Source organism: Arthrobacter sp. S2(2024) (assembly GCF_036662515.1).
Lineage (GTDB): Bacteria > Actinomycetota > Actinomycetes > Actinomycetales > Micrococcaceae > Arthrobacter.
Genome location: NZ_JAYKZI010000021.1, coordinates 18,356 through 38,214, shown reverse-complemented (window position 1 = coordinate 38,214; position 19,859 = coordinate 18,356). Strand labels below are relative to the sequence as shown.

11 protein-coding genes and 3 pseudogenes are annotated in these 19,859 nt (G+C 59.7%); 10 read left to right on the top strand and 4 right to left on the bottom strand.

Annotated elements, in window-relative coordinates; genetic code table 11:
• Positions 1–291: 291 nt before the first annotated feature.
• The 3 genes and pseudogenes from VLA65_RS21005 to VLA65_RS20995 form a co-directional block, all read right to left on the bottom strand.
• Positions 292–492, bottom strand: a complete 201-nt coding sequence (locus tag VLA65_RS21005; RefSeq protein WP_332603652.1) for a hypothetical protein — start codon at positions 490–492, stop codon at positions 292–294.
• Positions 493–564: 72 nt separating this feature from the next.
• Positions 565–2,067, bottom strand: a pseudogene (locus VLA65_RS21000) (NAD-dependent succinate-semialdehyde dehydrogenase).
• Positions 2,068–2,256: 189 nt separating this feature from the next.
• Positions 2,257–3,552: an NAD(P)/FAD-dependent oxidoreductase gene (locus VLA65_RS20995; protein ID WP_332603651.1), complete on the bottom strand. Its 1,296-nt coding sequence runs from the start codon at positions 3,550–3,552 to the stop codon at positions 2,257–2,259.
• Positions 3,553–3,683: 131 nt separating this feature from the next.
• On the opposite strand from VLA65_RS20995, the gene VLA65_RS20990 reads away from it, so the two are divergent.
• The 10 genes and pseudogenes from VLA65_RS20990 to VLA65_RS20955 all read left to right on the top strand — a co-directional run bounded on the left by VLA65_RS20990 (position 3,684) and on the right by VLA65_RS20955 (position 17,579).
• The gene (locus VLA65_RS20990) at positions 3,684–5,312 is read left to right on the top strand and encodes a PucR family transcriptional regulator (protein WP_332603650.1); all 1,629 of its coding nucleotides are present in this window, start codon (positions 3,684–3,686) and stop codon (positions 5,310–5,312) included.
• A gap of 124 nt (positions 5,313–5,436) precedes the next feature.
• On the top strand, positions 5,437–7,188 hold the full coding sequence (locus tag VLA65_RS20985; protein WP_332603649.1) for a hydantoinase B/oxoprolinase family protein: 1,752 nt from the start codon (positions 5,437–5,439) through the stop codon (positions 7,186–7,188).
• Positions 7,185–9,245 (top strand): hydantoinase/oxoprolinase family protein, encoded by a 2,061-nt coding sequence (locus tag VLA65_RS20980; RefSeq protein ID WP_332603648.1) that lies wholly within the window; start codon positions 7,185–7,187, stop codon positions 9,243–9,245. Before VLA65_RS20985 ends, VLA65_RS20980 begins: the two co-directional genes overlap by 4 nt.
• A complete protein-coding gene (locus VLA65_RS20975) occupies positions 9,245–10,525 on the top strand; it encodes an MFS transporter (RefSeq protein WP_332603647.1) in 1,281 nt (426 codons plus the stop codon). The genes VLA65_RS20980 and VLA65_RS20975 overlap by 1 nt, the downstream gene beginning before the upstream one ends.
• Positions 10,426–11,406 (top strand): annotated as a pseudogene (locus VLA65_RS22085) (APC family permease); the annotation flags it as partial. The gene VLA65_RS20975 and the pseudogene VLA65_RS22085, both read left to right, overlap by 100 nt.
• Positions 11,407–11,443: 37 nt before the next feature.
• Positions 11,444–11,827, top strand: coding sequence for a hypothetical protein (locus tag VLA65_RS20970; protein ID WP_332603646.1), 384 nt, complete (start codon positions 11,444–11,446; stop codon positions 11,825–11,827).
• Between the two features lie 46 nt (positions 11,828–11,873).
• Positions 11,874–12,598 (top strand): annotated as a pseudogene (locus VLA65_RS22080) (SDR family NAD(P)-dependent oxidoreductase); the annotation flags it as partial.
• Positions 12,599–13,156: 558 nt separating this feature from the next.
• Complete coding sequence (gene purU / locus VLA65_RS20965; protein WP_332603645.1) at positions 13,157–14,020, top strand: formyltetrahydrofolate deformylase; 864 nt, start codon at positions 13,157–13,159, stop codon at positions 14,018–14,020.
• Positions 14,021–14,081: 61 nt separating this feature from the next.
• Positions 14,082–16,556: a GcvT family protein gene (locus tag VLA65_RS20960; RefSeq protein WP_332603644.1), complete on the top strand. Its 2,475-nt coding sequence runs from the start codon at positions 14,082–14,084 to the stop codon at positions 16,554–16,556.
• Positions 16,557–16,643: 87 nt separating this feature from the next.
• Entirely contained in the window at positions 16,644–17,579 is a 936-nt protein-coding gene (locus VLA65_RS20955; protein WP_332603643.1) for a bifunctional methylenetetrahydrofolate dehydrogenase/methenyltetrahydrofolate cyclohydrolase, read from the top strand.
• A 572-nt stretch (positions 17,580–18,151) separates the two neighbouring features.
• Here VLA65_RS20955 and VLA65_RS20950 read toward each other — a convergent pair.
• Positions 18,152–19,639, bottom strand: a complete 1,488-nt coding sequence (locus VLA65_RS20950) for an aldehyde dehydrogenase family protein (protein WP_442880360.1) — start codon at positions 19,637–19,639, stop codon at positions 18,152–18,154.
• Positions 19,640–19,859: the final 220 nt, after the last annotated feature.

The following is a 19,859-nucleotide window of genomic DNA, read 5'->3' as shown; positions in this document are numbered from 1 at the left end:
GGCCACATCAATAACATCCTGGCGGAACTCCGCCCCATAAGCCGTCGGCATGGTCAACATCCTTCCACGAGCACCAGCTCGCTAGGTCAAGGAGTCAACAAAACCGGGGGCAGTCCCGTCGAGTGTCAACTCCTCGGTAACTCCGAGTGAGACGACGAGCCGGTAATCCACGAACCGTATCTCCGACTCGAAGTCTGGGTCCGACTGCGAGTCTCCTAGCGGAGTGGATGAGCATTGACGTCATATGAATCCTTCGTGTGAAAGAGGTTCATAGTCCCCTCCGCCCCAGTTTCACCTTTTTCGGCCCAGCATTACATCCGTTTCGGGCAGGTTTTCGATCAGGCGGCGTCGTGAAACTCCATCATGCATCAACCACAGGACTGAGCCATCAGACATAACGTCCACAACTCGTCCTTGGTCTGTTAGCTTTCCACCAATATGCACTTCAATGTCTTGATACTTGAGCGTTGTCCAGTCAGCTACAAATTCCATGGCAACCGCCGCAGTGCTCCTCGTACTGTAAATGGGCATTGTCCTGATCTACTTCGCTGGCAATGGCCAGGCTCACCACGCGAAGGGATCGGCGATGCCGATGTACTGGGTGTAGAGGTATTCCTCGATGCCTTCGAGGCCGCCTTCGCGTCCCAGTCCGGACTACTTGACGCCGCCGAACGGTGCGGCGGCGTTGGAGATAACGCCGGCGTTCAGGCCGAGCATGCCGGTCTCGAGCTTTTCGCCCATCCGGATGCCGCGGTTCAGGTCGCGGGTGAAGACGTACGCCACCAGCCCGTACTCGGTATTGTTGGCTAGACGCACCGCGTCGTCTTCACTGCTGAAGGTGATGATCGGTGCGACGGGGCCGAAGATTTCCTCGGACAGGATCCGCGTGCCCTCCGTGACCCCGGAGAGGATGGTGGGCAGGTAGAAGTAGCCCGGGCCCTCCACCGGTCCGCCGCCCAGCACGGCCTTGGCGCCGGAGGCGACGGCGTCGGAGACGAGTTCGTGGACCTTGTCCCGGCTCTTGGCATCGATCAGGGGGCCCACCTTGGACTCGGGTTCGGTGCCCCGGGCGGTGGTCATTTCCTTCATCTTCGCGGCGAACTTCTCCGCGAACTCGCCGGCGACCGATTCGTGCACGATGAAGCGGTTGGCAGCAGTGCAGGCCTCGCCCATGTTCCGCAGTTTGGCCAGCATGGCACCGGCAACCGCAGCATCAACGTCGGCGTCCTCGAAGACCACGAACGGGGCGTTGCCGCCAAGTTCCATGGACGTCCGCAGCACCGTCTCGGAGGCATCGGCGAGCAGCCGGCGGCCGACCTCGGTGGAGCCGGTGAAGGAGAGCGTGCGAAGACGGGAATCCTTGATCAGAGGCCCGGTGGTGGCACCGGCGGTTGAGGTGGGGATGACGTTCAGGACTCCGGCGGGCAGGCCGGCCGCCATCATCACGGCGGCGAACAGCTGCGAGGTCAGCGGTGTGAGGTTCGCGGACTTCAGCACCATGGTGCAGCCGGCTGCGACCGCGGGGGCGATCTTGCGGGTGGCCATGGCCAGCGGGAAGTTCCACGGCGTGATCAGCAGGCACGGGCCCACCGGCTTCTTGGTCACCAGCAGGCGGGACTTGCCATCCGGCGAGACGGAGTAGCGGCCGGAGATGCGGACCGCTTCCTCGGAGAACCAGCGCAGGAATTCCGCGCCGTAGGTTACCTCGCCGCGTGCTTCGGCCAGCGGCTTGCCCATTTCCATGGTCATCAGCAGCGCGAAGTCCTCGGCCCGTTCGGTCACCAGGTCAAACGCCCGGCGCAGGATCTCACCGCGTTCACGGGCCGGGACCTTCGCCCAGGATTCCTGCGCTGCGGCCGCGGCGTCCAGGGCCGCCTTGCCGTCCTCGGGGCCGGCGTCGGCAATGCTCAGCAACACCTTCCCGGTTGCAGGATCCTCGACGTCGAACATCTTGCCCGAAGCGGCATCACGCCACTCGCCATTGATCAGCAAACCGGTGGGAACGGAGGCCAGGACCTGGCGCTCTTGACCTTCATAACTGCTGGGACATACTGCGACTGATGACATTACAACTCCAACTTCAAGTATTGACACATGCAAGCTGATGAGGACAAGGCGCCCCGCCTGCAGAAGGTGATGGACCAGGATCGGGGCCATGACTTTTCAGCTACACAGAAAGTTCTGGCGCTTTCCATAAATGCGGCGACAGTTTCGCATCTGAAGACTGCAGGCTGCTTTCCGCCCCTGCGGAGTCCGTCAAAGAATAGCGTTGGGCGGAACGTAATTACCGTCCTTAAAGCGCCCGAACCTCATGGCTGTGAGATCCTCGCTGGGAGTCTTGCCTTGAACAAGTTCGCTTGCAACCAGACCGACTGCAGGCACAAGGCCGTAGCCATGGCCACTGAAACCGGTGGCCACGGTCAGCCCCTCCAGGCCCAGCCGGTGATCGATTACTGGAAGCCCGTCGGGTGTCGAATCGATAACCCCTGACCAAGAACGTTCAAGCGAAAGCCCTTCCAAGTCACCGACTGTCTCCTGGAGTCGGTGTAGTGCCCGTTGCGGCTGGCGGCGGTCAAGGCGCGCTGTCGGCGGCCCATAAGAAGATGGCGAAGCACCCCGGAACAGTCCGGCGATCTCGTGGGGGATCTGGCGGCCCGGACGAAGTGCAAATCTCTTCCAGTTCTTCCGGAAGGCTCCAAAGAAGGGAGCCGCCTGAAGAACAGTGTCCAGACCAATATCCACCAGTCCGCCACCGCCGGTGGCACACACAAATCGTCCGTCGTTTCGTTGGCGGAAGGAGAACCCCGGTCCCCAAACTGTTGTTGAAGCGATCCGTCTGTGGGGCGTCGTAAGGGAAACGGTACCGTGAATGTAATTCTGGGGCAGCGAAATACCTGCCTTTTGTAGCAGTTGTCGCGACCAGGCGCCTGCGGCAACCACTACGTCCGGCGCATGGATAGGACCGGCAGGGGTTTGCACGCCCAGAATCTGGCCGTTTCGGGAAATGAGCTCGATGACAGGAGTATTAGAACGTAGGACAACGCCGGCACGTTGGCATGCACTGATGTAAGCAGCAGTGGCTGCCTCCGGATCTGCTTGTCCATCGGACGCGGCGAAAATGCCGCCGCGGACCTCACGTGTCCAGCCCGGAATAAGGTGCCGAATTTCCTCCAAGTCCACGAACTTCGTATCAATTCCAGCCTTCAGTCCTACTTCGAGCCATGCGCGATAAGATGCTTCCTGCTCTTTAGTATCGAAGACCGCCAGATTTCCGCCCATGATCCAGCCGGTCTCTTCGCCCAGATCTTCGGACAGTCGCTGCCACAGGGAATTGGCCAGCACCATCAGTGGCAGCTCGGCAGGGCTTCTGCCTTGCTGCCGAGCAAAACCCCAGTTTTGCGTGGACTGATGCTCACCGAAATCGTCCTTGTCCAACACGGTAACGGACGCTCCGTCCCGCGCCAGCTCGTACGCAACCGCTAGGCCAATAAGGCCTCCGCCAACGACGACTACGTCGATTGAGTTGCCATTGCCTGTTGTCACCCTGCACATCCTTACCTTGGCGGAACCGTTTCACTTATCCTCGCCCTGTCCGCCAAGACGGAACAACAGCTAATCTGAGACAAATACAGGCTTTTCACGTCCCACGCTGTACAGCCCTTGACTACGAGCAGGAGATCGATATGGCCCCTACATTGGCTCAAGTGCTGTCGTTCGAGCCCTTTACTAACGCGAATGCGACTCTTATTTCGGGAGAGGGGAAGCTCGAGGGCTTCGTAAGTTGGGTCCACTGTTCGGAGATGAAAAACGTTGCTCGTCTCTTCTATGGGGGAGAGCTGCTGCTTACCCAGGGCCGTGGCATCAGTCGAAACGCTGACGAACAACGCGCTTGGGTAGACGAGCTGCACGCAGCAGGCATAGCCGGGGTCGGCATTGAAACCGGGGTCCTCTGGCCAGAGGTGCCAACGGCCGTGGCAGAACGGGCCCGTCAGCGAGGGCTTCCCGTCATCGCGCTTAGACATCCCGCTTACTTCATGGCCATGACGCAAGCAGTGCATTCGGCCATCGTAAATTCTCATTACGACGCCCTCAAGCGAGCGGACGAACTCACAAGCCGACTGTCAAGGCTCGCGCTAGCAGGCGGAAACATTCAGTCGATGCTCGATGAACTGGCCAGCATGATCAGCCATCCGGTGGTACTTACAGACCGGTCACAACAGGTGGAGGCTGTAGCGCCCCAAACACAACACTCCCTATCAATCATCTCAGGCTGGCCGGCCCACAGTCGGCACGGTCACGAGTACCATCAGGCACAGGAAGCGCCGCGCAGCGCCACGTCAGGAGGATTGGCCTGTACCTACAGATCCATCGTCTACAAAGGCGAACTTTGGGGCTGCATTCATGTGCTGAACGCTGGTCCCCTTCACGAACTCGCGTTGCTGTCACTGGAACGAGCTGTCATTGCGATTGGGCTTTCCTTCGCCATCGCTGAAGGGGAACGACGCCACGACGACGGGGCACAAAGCGCATTGATCCAAGATCTCCTCGGCTCCGGCGTTTACGACCCCGATGATGCGCTGGCCCGCGCCAAGGTATTTGGCGCTGACCTATCGGCTCAACTTCGCGTGGTCATGGTTCAACTGCTTGACCGTTTCGCGTCCCGTGGAGAGCCCGTCGCAAGCAACGGTCGATTGAGAGCCGCACTGGGTACCGTCGCACGGGCGGTTGAGCACGTAGTGGGCGCCAACTCCTTGGTGGGGTACAGCGGCACGAGAGTAGTTGCCATTTGTCCTGCAGGACGGGACTTCTGGTCACTCGAAACCCTCAGCGCGGGTTCCGGAATAGGCATTCTCAGCGGCATAAGCACTGACATCACTCTGAAGGATCTATCCAGGGCAGGTGCAGAAGCTAGTGAAGCCGTCCATTATGCACTGCAGATAGGACGCCAGGAAGGGCTCTTCTTTGCTGGCGACCTCGGTATAGAACGACTTTTGCTGAAACTGGACGAAGGACCGACACTCATTGACCACATTGAGCGTGAGCTAGGGCCGGTGCTGGATTACGATGCTTCGTCCTCGGCGGCTCTTATGCCGACTCTCGTTTCCTTCCTAACCCATTCCGGCAACAAGTCCGAGGTCGCGAAATCGCTGCACATCGAGCGCCGCACCCTGTACCACCGTCTCGACCGTCTCCGCGCTTTGCTCGGCCCGGACATTGAGGAACCCGACAGAATGCTTGCCCTGCAAATAGCCGTCCGAGGGCTCGGACTGAGGCAACGGCAACGAGACAGCAGCCCTCGTTACACACAGTGAGAAGTGTGTAGAGGATCTGTCGCTCGTTCTTGTCATTGAATGGTGTCAGGACATCTGGAAACGTGATTCCCATCACCGCACCTGTCTGGGTGCGGAACACGCCATCAACAATTTGGAGAACGTTGTGGTAGATCCCATTACCCAAGAAGTCGTCCGCCATAGGCTCACGGCAATCGCAGACGAGATGGAAATGACGCTACTGCGCGCCGCCTACTCGTCCATCGTCAAGGAAGGTCTTGATGCCTCCGCTGCCGTCTTTGACCACTTCGGCAATAACATTGCGCAGGCTGCGTCCATCCCAATCCACCTCGGATGTATGATTCCCGCAGTCGAGACAGTTATCGCGAAATGGCCTGTGGAAACAATGCAGGACGGCGATGTGTACATCATGAACGATCCATACAACGGGGGTACCCACCTCCCGGATGTCTCAATCATTCGACCCATTTTCTATTTAGGGCGCGTCATAGCGCTGGCTGCCACAATGTCTCATCACCAGGAGATGGGCGGGATGGTTCCCGGGAGTCTTCCGCCGAACGCAACTGACATTTTTCAGGAGGGGCTCCAGTTGCCCCCAATGAAGCTGGTTGACCGCGGAATCCAGAATGACAACATACTGGAGATCCTGGAGCGGAATGTACGCACGCCTACTGTTGTGCTCGGAGACTTGCGTGCCCAAATGGCCGCATGCAAATTGGCTGCAGACCGGATCTCAGAACTGGCGCAGGAACTCGGCGACGGGCAGCTCGCAGAGATCATGACGGCGCTGCTGCGTCAGTCAGACATCCTGACCCGGGAGCGGATATCTGCAATGCCGGACGGAACATACGAGTTTACCGACTACATGGATGACGACGGCGTCAACCGTGACAAGCCCGTCAAGATTCATGCCACGGTCACAGTTGCAGGCGATCACCTGACCTTTGACTTCACTGGAACGGCCGATCAGGTGCAGGGGCCCTTCAACTGTGTCCCTGCATCCTCGATTTCCGCTGTCTATTACGTGCTTCGTGCGGTTACAGGGAACGATGTTCCCAATAACAGCGGTTGTTATCGCAGCGTTGATATTGTGCTGCCCGAAGGCTCACTGGTGAACCCTAAAAGGCCGGCGCCGGTAAACTCTCGGACGGCAACCATCCGCCGAATATGTGACACGCTCCTTGGTTGTTTTCAGCAGATTCTGCCGGACGCAATCCCCGCGGCTTCCTGCGGCCAGCTTTTGGTCATGAACTTTGGTGGCCTGGATCCGGCGACAGGCGATTACTTCATCGCCAGCGAGCTCGGCGTTGGCGGGATGGGCGCGAGGCCGGGGAAGGACGGCATCGACGCCATTGAAACGGACGCCACCAACTGCATGAACGTGCCCGCCGAGACGATAGAAATGGAGTCTCCAGTCCGGGTGAGGGAGTGGTCCATCACCCAAGACAGCGGAGGTGCAGGCACCTGGCGCGGAGGCTGCGGCACGCGCAAAGTCTTCGAACTCACCGGCGGATCTGCCAGCGCCAATTACCGTGGGGAACGGCACACATCCTCCCCCTGGGGCGTCCATGGCGGCCATGAAGCCAATACCACTCGTGCCTACGTTGAGCGCGCCGCAGACGGAGAAGTGCATCACCTGCCTTCAAAAACGATGGTCAACCTGGGCAAGGGTGATCTGCTTACCGTCGAATTATCTGGTGGGGGAGGCTACGGTGATCCTCTTCTGAGAGATCCGGATCTTGTGCTGGAGGACGTTGCAAATGGCCGCGTGAGCGTGGCCGCGGCCAGCAGCAGTTACGGAGTAGCCGTTGAAGACGGAAAAGTTGAAACTACAGCGACTGCCCGGCTGCGCGGCCTCGCACGGTCAGCTGCAAACACAGAGGGAGTACGGCAGTGAGCACCTGGGTTGGTATCGACGTTGGTGGCACCTTCACGGATGTCATCGTTTACACCGAAAACGGAAATAATTCGACAACGGTGAAGGTTCCCAGCACTCCCGATGATCCAGGAAATGCCCTGATTGAGGGACTGAAATCAGGTCTGCAGAAGGCGGGGAGCACTCCTGCGGACGTAAGCACTCTTGTGCACGGAAGCACTGTTGGAACCAATGCTGTCCTTGAACACGGCGGAGCCCGTATAGGCATTATTACCACCGCGGGCTTCGAAGACACCCTGTACATCGGACGGGCGAAGCGCAGCGAGATGTACGACCTCATGATTGACCCTGAGACACCATACTTCTTGTGCCCGCGACGACGGGTACGTGGCATTGCCGGGCGCCTGTCAAAGAACGGGGAGGTAATTGATGAGGTCGACCTGGAAGCGGTCCGCGCAGCAGTCCGCGACCTGGTTGAAAACCATCAGGTCGAATCCCTGGCCATCAATTTGCTGTTTTCTTTCGTCTCTCCCCGCCAGGAGCTCGAAGTCGCGCGGGTTGTTCAGGAAGAGTATCCCGACCTCTACCTCAGTCTCTCTTCAAGTGTCGACCCCCGGGCCCGTGAGTATGAACGTCTCGTGGTTACCGCTATGGACGCTTACATCCGCCCGAAGATGTCGGCCTACGTGGGGCGGCTTCAGGACAGGCTGGAGGAATTGAAGGTAAGTGCCCGACTGCAGGTCATGGAGTCCCACGGTGGGATTGTCGACAGCAGCGCCATCCAGGAACGGGCCGTAGGAACACTGCTGTCAGGCCTGGCCGGCGGTGCCATCGGCGCCGGGGCCGTAGGCAGGGCGGCCGGGCGAAAGCAAATCCTTGCTTTCGACATGGGCGGTACCAGCACGGACGTCACCCTCATTGATGGCGGACAACCTCTCGTCGGTGACGAGGGTGCTATCGGCACCCACCACGTGAGGGTTCCGATGGTCGACGTACACACTGTGGGCGCGGGCGGTGGTAGCATCGCGGCAGTCGACGCCGCAGGCAGCCTCCGCGTAGGACCGCAAAGTGCAGGAGCGGTACCTGGGCCTGCTGCCTACGCACATGGCGGGAGCAACGCCACGGTTACTGACGCTAACGTCGTACTGGGGTACCTGGGCGCAACGGGCTTGGCAGGTGGCACCCTCAAACTGGAAAAAGACCTCGCGCTCAAGGTCGTAAAGAGCGAAGTTGCCGACAGGCTGGGACTTTCAATTGAAGAGGCGGCTTGGGGTATTCACAGGATCGCTGTAGCCGGTATGGCCTCGGCAGCCAGAGTCGTCTCGATAAGCCGGGGGCACGACGCTAGGCAGTTCACACTCTTGGCCTGCGGTGGTGCCGGCCCACTCCACGCATGTGGTGTGGCCGATGACCTCGGAATCACTGAAATCCTGATACCGCCGCACCCGGGAGTACTGTCAGCCTACGGCCTACTTGCCGCGGACGCGGAGATGCCCCAATGGAAAACATTCCACACCAACTTGACGGAAAACGGCATCTCCCGCCTCAGGACAGAAATCAACGCTGTCAGCCAAGAGGTAACCAGCCGTATGGTCAAGGCAGGGATTCCAGCATGGGAAATCGCCGTCAACGTCGCGGTCGACGCCAGGTACCGCGGGCAATCCCACGAACTCCCGGTGATTGTTGACACTTCAGATGGCGATTCAGAAATCGCCACGTCAATACGGGAAAGCTTCGAATCCCAGCATCAGAAACTATACGGACAAAAGGACCCGAGCGGCGAGGTTGAGCTCACAGGCCTCAAAGTAACGGCCGTCGCCAAGCGCGCTACTCCAGCTCCCCAAGCTCCCCTTGAACAGAACACCGACATACCGGCGCAACCCATGTATGACCCCACCACTAAATCGATGGTGATGGCCACCATAATTCACCGTGGTGCTATCAAAGAAAACCTTTCCGGACCAGCCATCATCCTTCAAGATGACACAACCACCGTTGTGCAGCGAGGTTGGACCGCATACCCGGATGCCTCAGGAAGTCTTTTCCTCCGCCGAGACAACGCAGGAGTTGAAATCTAATGAGCACAAAAGAGAAACTTCCCGCCCTGAAACTTGAGGGGCAGGAACGAAAGGCATTCCTTAGCGCATTCATCGGCTGGCTATTCGATTACTACGAAATCTTCATCCTTACGTTCTTGCTCATACCCATCGCTAAGGAATGGGGGCTGTCTGCCACACAGAGCGCATGGGTTGTTTCTGCATCCCTGCTATCGCTCGCCATTGGCGGAGTGCTGTTCGGCGGACTCGCGGATAAGATCGGCCGGCGAAAGGTGCTCATCGTCACCTTGCTGGTCTACTCCCTGGCAACATTGGCAAGGGGCTTGGCCCCTAACTATGAGACTCTACTCATTTTGACCGTGGTAGCAGGCTTGGGTCTCGGCGGTGAGTACGGGGTAGGACAATCCCTCGTTACCGAGACACTCAAAGCCGGACGACGCGGCTGGTGGAGCGGAGTCCTCTATGGTGGCGCATTCGTCGCCATCATGGTAGCCGCCCTTGTGGGAGGCTATCTCCTCCCGGCAGTCGGTTGGCGATGGACTTTCGTCATCTCCGGCCTCCCCGCGCTGTTTGCCTTCTATCTGAGATCTAACGCCCCTGAGTCCGAAGCTTGGGAAAAATCGAAACGCAGCGCGCCACGACGTAGCATTTCCGAATTCACCAAGGCATCGTTCATAAAGCCGTTCATGCTGTGTCTGGTGGCGGCATCCCTCTACTTCTGGGCGTACTACGGCGTAACAACGCTGCTGCCTAAGTACTTGGTCTCCAGCGGGTTCAGCATGTCACAGGCGTCATGGTGGATCTTTTTCACAGCATTCGCCGGACTATTGGGCTGCCTTACAAGTGCGTGGGCGTCAGATCACATTGGCCGACGTCTCTCATTGTCCATTCTCATGGGACTCGCCGCACTCGGCGGTTTGATCCTTTACCTTGCGGGCGAAACGCTGCTTACCTCTGCTTGGATCCTCGTCCCTTTTTTCATCATGTACTTCGGATCCAACGCGGCAACCATCTTTGCCTCGATGTTCAGCGAGGTGTTCCCCACCAGGGTGAGGTCCACCGGGCTCTCAGCATCGTTGCAAATCGCACGGGCCAGCTCAGCCGCCCCACCTCTTATAGCTTCAGGGCTCATCGCCACTCAGGGATACAGCATAGTGTTCATGGGCGGGGCCGCACTCTACGGAGCAGTTGCACTCTGGGCATGGCTCTTCCCGGAGACCCGCGGACTGGAGCTCCACACCCTCGACAAGATCGCCGAGGGCCGCGAACCGGCCTTGGATCCCGACGGAGCACTTCGGTGATGCTGCACCTACAGCGCCGAGGATTCTGGATTTCTGCCCTCGTGGTGCTGGGCAGCTATGCCCAGCAAAGGAAATTCCGCTGGCAGCACCTTCCCAACCCCGGCGCCTTCTATGCCTGCATCACAGCAGGCTTGGGTAAGCCCCTGGGACTTGGGGCATCTTTCCTGGCTGTTGTGTCGTACTTTTTTATCCTGGTTGGGGGTTACGCGTTCGGTGGTATCTCACTTGAGGCGCTGGTAACTGACGTGCTTGGCGGCCCGGAAGTGCCGTGGTGGGCCTATACGTTGCTATTGATGACAATTGTCGGAACCCTGGGGTACTTCAAGATCACTCTTTCCGCGAAGATTCTGACCGTTTCCATGATCTTCGAAGTGATCCTGATGGTGGCCTTCGATGTTGCTGCCTTCATCAACGGTGGTCCGGAAGGGATCACGACGGCACCTTTTGAACCGGCGAACATGTTGTCGGGAACATCGGGCTCGCCCTCCTCTTTGGCATTGTCTGCTACGCCGGGTTCGAAGCCACCGCTTTCTTCCGCGAGGAAGCCCGTAGCCCGGAAAAGACAGTGCCACGGGGCAACCTACATTGCCATTCTCTCCATGGGTTCTATCTATGCCCTGACGGCCTGGGCACAAATAATTGCCATCGGTCCGGGGACCGTCGTTGAAGCTTCCGCGACAGACCCCACCGGGACGGTCATGACCGTTGTCTCCCAGCTCCTGGGCAAGATCGTCATGGATGTGATGATCGTGCTTCTCTGCTCGAGCATCTTCGCGGCCAACCTGGCCACGCATAACATCAGCGCCCGCTACCTCTACTCCCTCAGCGTCGACCGCGTCTTTCCGGCAGCCCTCAGCCGCGTCCACAGCCGCCACGATTCCCCCCCACGTTGCGTCCCTGGCCACCAGCGTGATCGCGGTGATCTTCCTGGCAATCGTCGTGATCGCGGGAGCCCCGGGCGCAACACTCTATGCGGTCCTCGTAGGAGTCGGCGGCTATGCCCTGATCCTCCTGCTCATCCTCACCAGCGCAGCCGTCGTCCTCTACTTCCACAAACGGCCCGAACTCAAGGTCAACCGTTGGAAGAGCCAGGTTGCACCCGTCGCTGCGACGCTGGGTCTCATCGTCGCCGGCGTCCTCGCCACCCAGAACATCGCAGTGATGATCGGCGGTGACGAAGCCTTGGCGGCTTTCCTGATGGCACTGTTCTACGGATGCCTCGTCGTCGGAATCATCCTGGCGCTGATTTTCCGGCGGACCAAGCCTGATACCTACGCCCGCATCGGACGACAGGACATCTGAGCGCCGGTGCCTGCGGCTGCGATGCACGAACCCTGAAAGGAAAGACATGAACTCCAACAGCCAACCCGTAGCACTGATTACGGGGGCAGCGGGCGGCATTGGCAGAGCTACGGCGCTCGAGCTGGCACGAACGCATGCGGTCATCATTATCGACCGAGATCAAAGAGAGCTTGAAAAGACCGCAGCCCTGATCGTGGAGGCTGGTGGCCGCCCTGCAGCCTTCGTTGCCGACGTTACTGACCTGGAGTCAGTTCAACGTGCAGTGAAAGCGGCCAGTCGTTCTTGGGCACGATCAGCGCGACCGTAGCCTGCGCCGGCGTGGAAGTCCAGGGAAGTGTCCTGGACCTTGGGTTGGAGGAATGGAACCGTTCCCTTGCGGTCAACCTCACGGGAACGTTCGTGACCGCAAAGGCAACCGTTGATTCGCTGATCAAGACCCGGGGGGCGTTCACCGCGATTGCCTCGGACGCAGGGACAAACGGTGCCCAGGGGTACTCGGCTTATGTAGCTGCTAAACATGGAGTAGTTGGGCTGGTTCGGTGTCTGGCGTTGGATTTTGGCCCAGTCGGTGTTCGCAGCAACGTCATTTGTCCCGGCTTCGTGGAAACACCCATGGCTAAGAGACTCTTTGCGGAAAGCTCCGAAGAGGAGCTGCAGTTTTACAGGAGTTCTGTGCCGTTGGGCCGTTTCGCCAAACCGGAGGAAATCGCGGCCACAGTTCGCCACTTTATGGAGTCAACCCACGCCAACGGTACGGTCTACGCCGTCGACGGCGGTGCTACCGCCGGCTACTTCGTCGGATCCGACCAATCCCACCACGTCGCCCCCGTGTNTCGCGGCCACAGTTCGCCACTTTATGGAGTCAACCCACGCCAACGGTACGGTCTACGCCGTCGACGGCGGTGCTACCGCCGGCTACTTCGTCGGATCCGACCAATCCCACCACGTCGCCCCCGTGTGATCGTCCCCCTCCACCGGATATGAAAAGCAACTGCCGTGCAGCCCCGACAAGGGTCTGCACGGCAGTGCCATTTCCCAGGAAAAATCCAAACCCGATCAGTCTCGTCCCGACCCCGACAAACGGCCGAACCAATTGCAGGTCGGGATCTTCACCCCACACCACACGTCGAGGTACCAGAGTATGAAAAGCGCCCATATTTCTTGCATTTTCAGCATGGTTTCAGGGTTTTTGGGTGCATAGGGTCGATAGTGAACGCGATTTCCAGTTCTGGAGGCGTTCCTTCTGAAATCTCTGGAAATTTCGCCCCATCCACGGTTGGTGTCCGGTTTGAGGACACCAACGTGACGAATCCCCACCTAGGAGTTCCCATGGACCACGCACATCCCCGCGAAGTGATTCTTTCCCTCAGCTGTCACGACACTCTTGGAATCGTCCACGCCGTATCAGGTTTCCTGGTGTCGCATGGGTGCAACATCCTCGCCAGCCAGCAGTTCGACGACGCTTCCGAAGACACGTTCTTCATGAGAGTTCACGCCACCTATCCGGCGACCGTATCAATTGGTGATCTGAAGGCGGCATTCCAGGCGACAGCGGATGCCTATGGCATGTCCTGGACCATGGCGGACACCGCCGACCGCCCCAAGGTAGCGCTGATGGTCTCCAAAGCCGAACATTGCCTCAACGACCTGTTGTTCCGCTGGCGGGCAGGCCAACTGAAAGTCGATTTCCCCTTTATTGCCTCCAACCACCAGACGCTCCAGCCTGTGGCTGACGCCCACGGGATCCCGTTCTTCCACATCCCGGTAACACCTGAGACGAAACCAGCTGCAGAAGAAAAGCTGCTCGCCCTCATTGCCGAGCACCAAGTCGACCTGACAGTCCTGGCTCGCTATATGCAGGTCCTCAGCGACGACCTCTGCCGTGAACTTGCCGGCAAGGCGATCAACATCCATCACTCGTTCCTGCCCGGCTTCAAGGGCGCCAGGCCCTACCACCAAGCCTTCGAACGGGGGGTCAAGCTCGTGGGCGCCACGGCTCATTATGTGACCGGAGAGCTGGACGAAGGGCCGATCATCGAGCAGGAAGTCCTTCGCGTCGGGCACGACTACAGCCCGGCGCAACTCGCGGTGACCGGCCAGGACGCCGAACGCCTTGCCTTGTCGAGGGCTGTTCAGTGGCACGCAGAACAGCGAGTCCTGCTTAACGGCCACCGCACCGTCGTCTTCAACTAACTACCACTTTCAACACCCTTGCCCCGCACGGGCACTGACCATCACAGAAGCGAGAACCCACATGGACAGGCTTGTCGACCGCAGCATCAGCGCCAAAGCATTTACGGACACCTCCCACGACCCCCTGCCCGCACGAGTGCGGACCGTCGTCGTTGGTGGCGGCATCATAGGCGCCAGCATCGCATATCATCTCGCCGCAGCGGGGGAGAGCGACATCCTCGTCCTGGAGAGCAACGTCCTTGGCAGTGGAACCTCATGGCACGCCGCCGGTCTGGTGACAGGGGCGCGCGGCTCGACAACCATGACCAAGCTCGCAAAGTACGGGCTGGAGTTCTACGGCCGACTCGAGGAAATGTCCGACGTAGACGTCTCGTTCCAACGCTCAGGGTCCCTCAGCGTGGCCCGCACTCCGGGGCGCGTCGACGAGATCCTCTACGCCAAGGACGTCGCCGACCAGCAAGGTGTCAGAACGGAATGGCTGACCGACGAACGCTTCAAGGAAGTATGGCCGCTGGCCAGCCACGAAGGGGTCCTTGGCGCACTTCTGCTGCCGGACGACGGACACATCAACCCTGGGCACGCAACCATAGCCTTCGCCAAGCTGGCCTACGAACTGGGCGCGCAGATCCGCGAGGACGTCCCGGTGGAAAGGATTCTGCGCGAAGGGCAGCGAATGGTCGGTGTCCTCACCAGCCAGGGCACTGTGCACTGCGAACGCGTGATTCTTGCCTGCGGGCTCTGGACCCGGGAACTTGCGGCAACGGCAGGGGTGAACGTGCCACTGTACGCCGCCGAACACGTTCACGTCCGCTCCAAGCCCATTAATGGCGCGGTGCCGTCGTTGCCCGTGTTCAGGGATCTGGACAGCAGCTACTACCTGCGCCACGAGGCTGGTCGTCTCCTGGTGGGAGCATTCGAACCAGACGGCCTGCCCCGACCGGTCGAGGACATTCCCGCCAACGGATTCGCCGAGTTTGAGCCGGACTGGAACCACTTCGCCCCAATCAGGGCGAAGGCCGAAGTTACCATCCCAACCCTGAGGGAGGCCGGGTATGACCGATTCCTCAACGCCCCGGAGAGCTTCACCCCTGACGCCAATTTCGCCATTGGTGAGACCTCGGAAATCCCGAACCTGTACGTTGCGGCAGGCTTCAACTCACAAGGAATCATCTATGCCCCTGGTGTGGGCAAAGAACTGGCGGACTGGGTTATTTCAGGAACCCCTGGCTTCGATTCCTCCACTGTGGACGTGCAGCGCTTCTCAAAGCACCAAAACAACCGCAGCTACCTGCAAGCGCGAACCAAAGAAGGCCTGGGCAGGCTGTATGCCATGCACTGGCCAAGTCTGCAGATGGAAACTGCACGGAACGTTCGCCGCACCCCCTTGCATTCCAGGCTGGCAGAACTTGGAGCCTGTTTCGGTGAAGTCAACGGCGGAGAACGGGCCAACTGGTACGGCGAAGCTGGAACGACTCCCAGCTATGACTACAGCTACGGCCGTCCGACCTGGTTTGATCGGGTCGCCGCCGAACACAAGGCAGCCCGTGAAGGCGTAGTTCTCTTCGACCTCAGCCCATTCGCAAAGTTTGAAGTTGCCGGTCCTGACGCCCTTGCGGTGTGCCAGAAAGCGACGACGGCGAACGTCGACGTGCAGCTCGACAAGGCCGTATACACCTTGTTCCTCAACGATGCTGCCGGGATCGAACTTGACGGCACGGTCACTCGCCTCGGTACGAACCGGTTCCTAGTAGTAACGCCATCCTTTACCCAGCAGAAAACACTGGCCTACCTTCAGCGGCTCGCGGAAGGCAAGGCAGCGGCTGTTTTCGATTGCACTGCCGGGCTTGCCACGATCGGAGTCATGGGTCCAAAAAGCCGGGAACTGCTCTCCAGGGTTTCACCTGAGAACTGGTCCGACGAGGCCCAGGAGTACACGCACGGACGGATGGTGGAGATCGCGGACGGCTACGCCTACAGCCTCAGGGTGAGCTTCATCGGGGAACTCGGCTACGAACTGTATCCCAGCGCCGACCTGGCAGTAAACGTCTTTGATGCGCTGTGGAAAGCCGGCCAGGACCTGGGCATCAAAATGGCCGGCTACCATGCTTTGGATTCGCTACGCAGCGAAAAGGGCTTCAGGCACCTCGGTCACGACATTGGCCCCATCGACGACCCTTACTCCTCAGGTCTGCGCTTCACGGTGGCCCTCGACAAGCCAGGGGGTTTCGTTGGAAGGGACGCGCTGCTCAAGCTGGACCCCGCTGCACCAGAACACCGCACGGTTTATGTGGCGTTGGAGGACCCGGAGCCCGTGTTTGTCCACGATGAGACCGTCTACTGCAACGGTGTACCTGTCGGACGGATGACCAGCGGCAGCTACGGCCACACCCTCGGCCGCGCAGTCGGCCTCGCAGCCATCGCCCCCGAGACTGACCTCTCAGGAGACTTTGAAGTCCAATGCAAGGGCCGCAACTACGCAGCCACAGTTTCACGACGGCCGTTCTACGACCCCAAAGGCGAACGGCTCCGCGGCTAAGGGGCCCATATCCCTCCAAGCCATTCAGGCGCACGCAGAGAATCTCGTTCGCGCTTGCAGCAGAAGACCATTCGAAAGGAAACTCACATGTCGGAAATCCTAGTGGAGGCGCCCAACGAAGCGGGCAGCTTGGGACGCATCCTCGACGGCAAAGCGACTGCCCGCGCCATCAAGAGCGAATTGGCCGCCCGCGTTGCCACACTCAACGAGCACGGCGGAACCGTCGGGCTCGGAACTGTCCTGGTCGGGGACGACCCTGCCAGTCACTCCTACGTGGAAGGAAAACACCGTGACTGCGCGGAAGTCGGCATCGAGTCGATCCGGAGGGACCTCCCGTCCTCCATCTCCCAAGGTGAGTTGGAAGCCGTACTGGAGGAACTGAACAACGACCCGAAAACGACAGGCTACATAGTCCAGCTGCCGTTGCCTCCGCACATCGACCAGAACGCCGTGCTGGAAAAAATTTCTCCAGACAAGGACGCCGATGGACTGCACCCGACCAACCTCGGCCGGCTCGTGTTGACGGTCAATGGTGAACTCGACTCACCGTTGCCGTGCACTCCCAATGCGATCGTGGAACTTCTTAATAGGCACGGGATCGTCCTCAAGGGCCTCGAAGTACTGGTAATCGGCCGCGGAGTGACCGTCGGCCGTCCGCTGGGACTCCTGCTGACCCGCAGAGCCATCAACGCAACCGTGACCCTGGCACACACCGGCTCAGCTGACCTCGCTGAACTGATCGGCCGGGCAGACGTCGTCGTGGCCGCAGTAGGGGTTCCGGGCAGCGTCAAGGCAAACCAGCTAAAACCCGGGGCCATTGTCCTGGACGTCGGCGTCTCGCGCACGGTCGACGAGGTCACAGGCAAGGCCACTCTCCGCGGTGACGTCGAGGCGGATGCCGGCAGCGTGGCCAGCTGGATTTCTCCCAATCCCGGAGGGGTCGGTCCGATGACCAGGGCCATGCTGCTGGCGAACGTCGTCGCTGCAGCCGAACGTCTGTCGCGCACGCCACGGGAAGGCTGAGGCAGGATTTCGTCGTCGTTGACACAGACATTGACAGGCTCTCGCAACCCTTTCAAAGGCCCGTGCTGGCGGCGACGAACAGGATGTAGCCCGCACTTATGACTGCAGGCCTCATCCGAATGAAGTGGGACCGCTTACCTGGATGGTAGGCGGTCCCACTTTTCGTTGCACAGTAGCGGCAGATGACGAGCCTGGGGTCGATGGGTGCCGGATCCCAAGCCCACCCAAGAGACGTACAAGGCGGCGGCCACAACAGGCAAGACGCTTCGGAGCTGGCGATGGGAGGCGTGGAGGGTCTCTGGAACCCACGAGTCATTCCCGTAGTCCCGCCCAAAGCCGCTTGCGCCTGACACAGCAGCAGCTCCGACCCGAAGGGGTCGGAGCTGCTGCTGCCCGGTATCAGTGGTCTTACCGCCGATACAACAAGACCGGGTCAGTTTTGAGATGCAGGGAACGGTGGCCGATTGGTTCGTTCCTAAGCCAAATAATGCTTCCATCGTCGCTGATGGTATCGACGACCGCGCGGTTGATTGTGCCGGATTCAGTAAGAATCTGCACCAGGTCTCCAGGAATCAGATCGTCCCAGTCCTGCACTTCGTTTGCCGGGGCAACATCGGGGCCTGGAGACTTGATGTGCCAGGGAAGTGCCTCTTCGATCGCTTCAACGGAACCTCCATTCCCTTACCCCTCCTCCAAACTGGGGCCAATCCAGACCGTTTTAGTGTTCGTGAACTCGCGGATGCCTTGAGGACCCAGTTCGCGACCGTAGCCCGACTTCTTGATGCCTCCGAAGGGCAAACGGGGATCGGAGGCAACCATGCCGTTGACGAATACAGCGCCAGCGTCAATTCGGGGCAACAACTCACGTGCCTTGGCAATGTCCTGAGTCCACAGCGCGGCTGCCAAGCCGAATTCCGTTTGGTTGGCCAAGGCGATTGCTTCCTCGGTGGACGAGACGCGGGTAATCGCTGCGACAGGGTCGAAGGTCTCCTCGTCAAAAGCCGCCTGACCTGGTTTGACGCGGTCGATGATGGTCGGGGGTAGTAGAACCCGGGCCCATCAACAACTTCACCCCCGAGCAGAAGGCGTCCGCCTGCTTCTAGGGTGCGTTGGACCTGATCATGGAGCGTAGCGCGAAGGTTTTCGCGGGCAATCGGCCCAATATCCGTGGCTGGATTTGAGGGATCTCCGAGCACAAGCTCCCGTGCCCGGATCACGAACTCGGCAACAAACTCATCCGCAATTTCTTCGTCGACGATGAAGCGCTTGGCGTTCACGCAGGCTTGCCCGGCGTTCGTGAACCGGGCTTTGACCGCAACCCGGGCTGCCTCCTTGATATTCGCATCGGCCAATACGATAAACGGATCCGAACCGCCAAGTTCCAGTACTTGCTTTTTCAAGGCAGCGCCGGCGCGAGCGGCCACGGTGCTGCCTACTTGAGTGGAACCCGTGAGCGTCACGGCCGCTATCCGGTCATCTGCGATTATGGCACTCACCCGTTCGGGTTCGACGAGGATGGTAGCGCAAAGGCCTGGGGCCAAGCCCGCCTTGTCGAGAACATCTTGGACGGCCAGCGCCGACCGGGGAACATTGTTGGCGTGCTTGAGAATTGCCCCATTGCCGGCGGCGAGTGCCGGGAGGACGAAGCGGAAGAACTGCCAGAACGGATAGTTCCAGGGCATAATCGCTAGCACCACACCCAACGGTTCGAAAACGACTCCGCTGTCATGGGCGCCGGTCTCAATGCTTTCGAAGCTCAGGAAGCGCGGGGCATTCTCAGCATAGTAATCCGCGGTTAGGGCGCACTTCTCAATTTCCGCGCGTGCCTCGGTTATCGGCTTTCCCATTTCGACGGTGATGAGTTGTGCATAGTCCGCAAGGTTTTCACGGAGGACCTTGGCGGTGTTGCGCAGTATTTGCACCCGGTCTTCCACTGGCACAAGCCTCCACGCTTTTTGGGCCTCGACTGCTGTGGTCAGGATGGAATCAACCTGGCGGTTCGAGTGTGCATCGAAGGACTGAAGTTGTTCGCCCGTGGCCGGGTTGATCGTGGAGATCATGATGGTTTCCTTTAGAAATGAGTGTGGTGGCCGGGATGTGATTGGTCACAGACTCAGGGGCTCGGTACCCCAGCTGCAGCCCCGCTGGAAAGGCGGGCAAGACCCCAGCAAGTTATTTGCGCGCGTGCTGCTTCGACTGAAATCAGACACGTCCTGGGGGAGGAGGGAACCCGGCCTGGCAGCAGCCGGGTTCCATTCAATGCATGATGCGCTGGGTTGG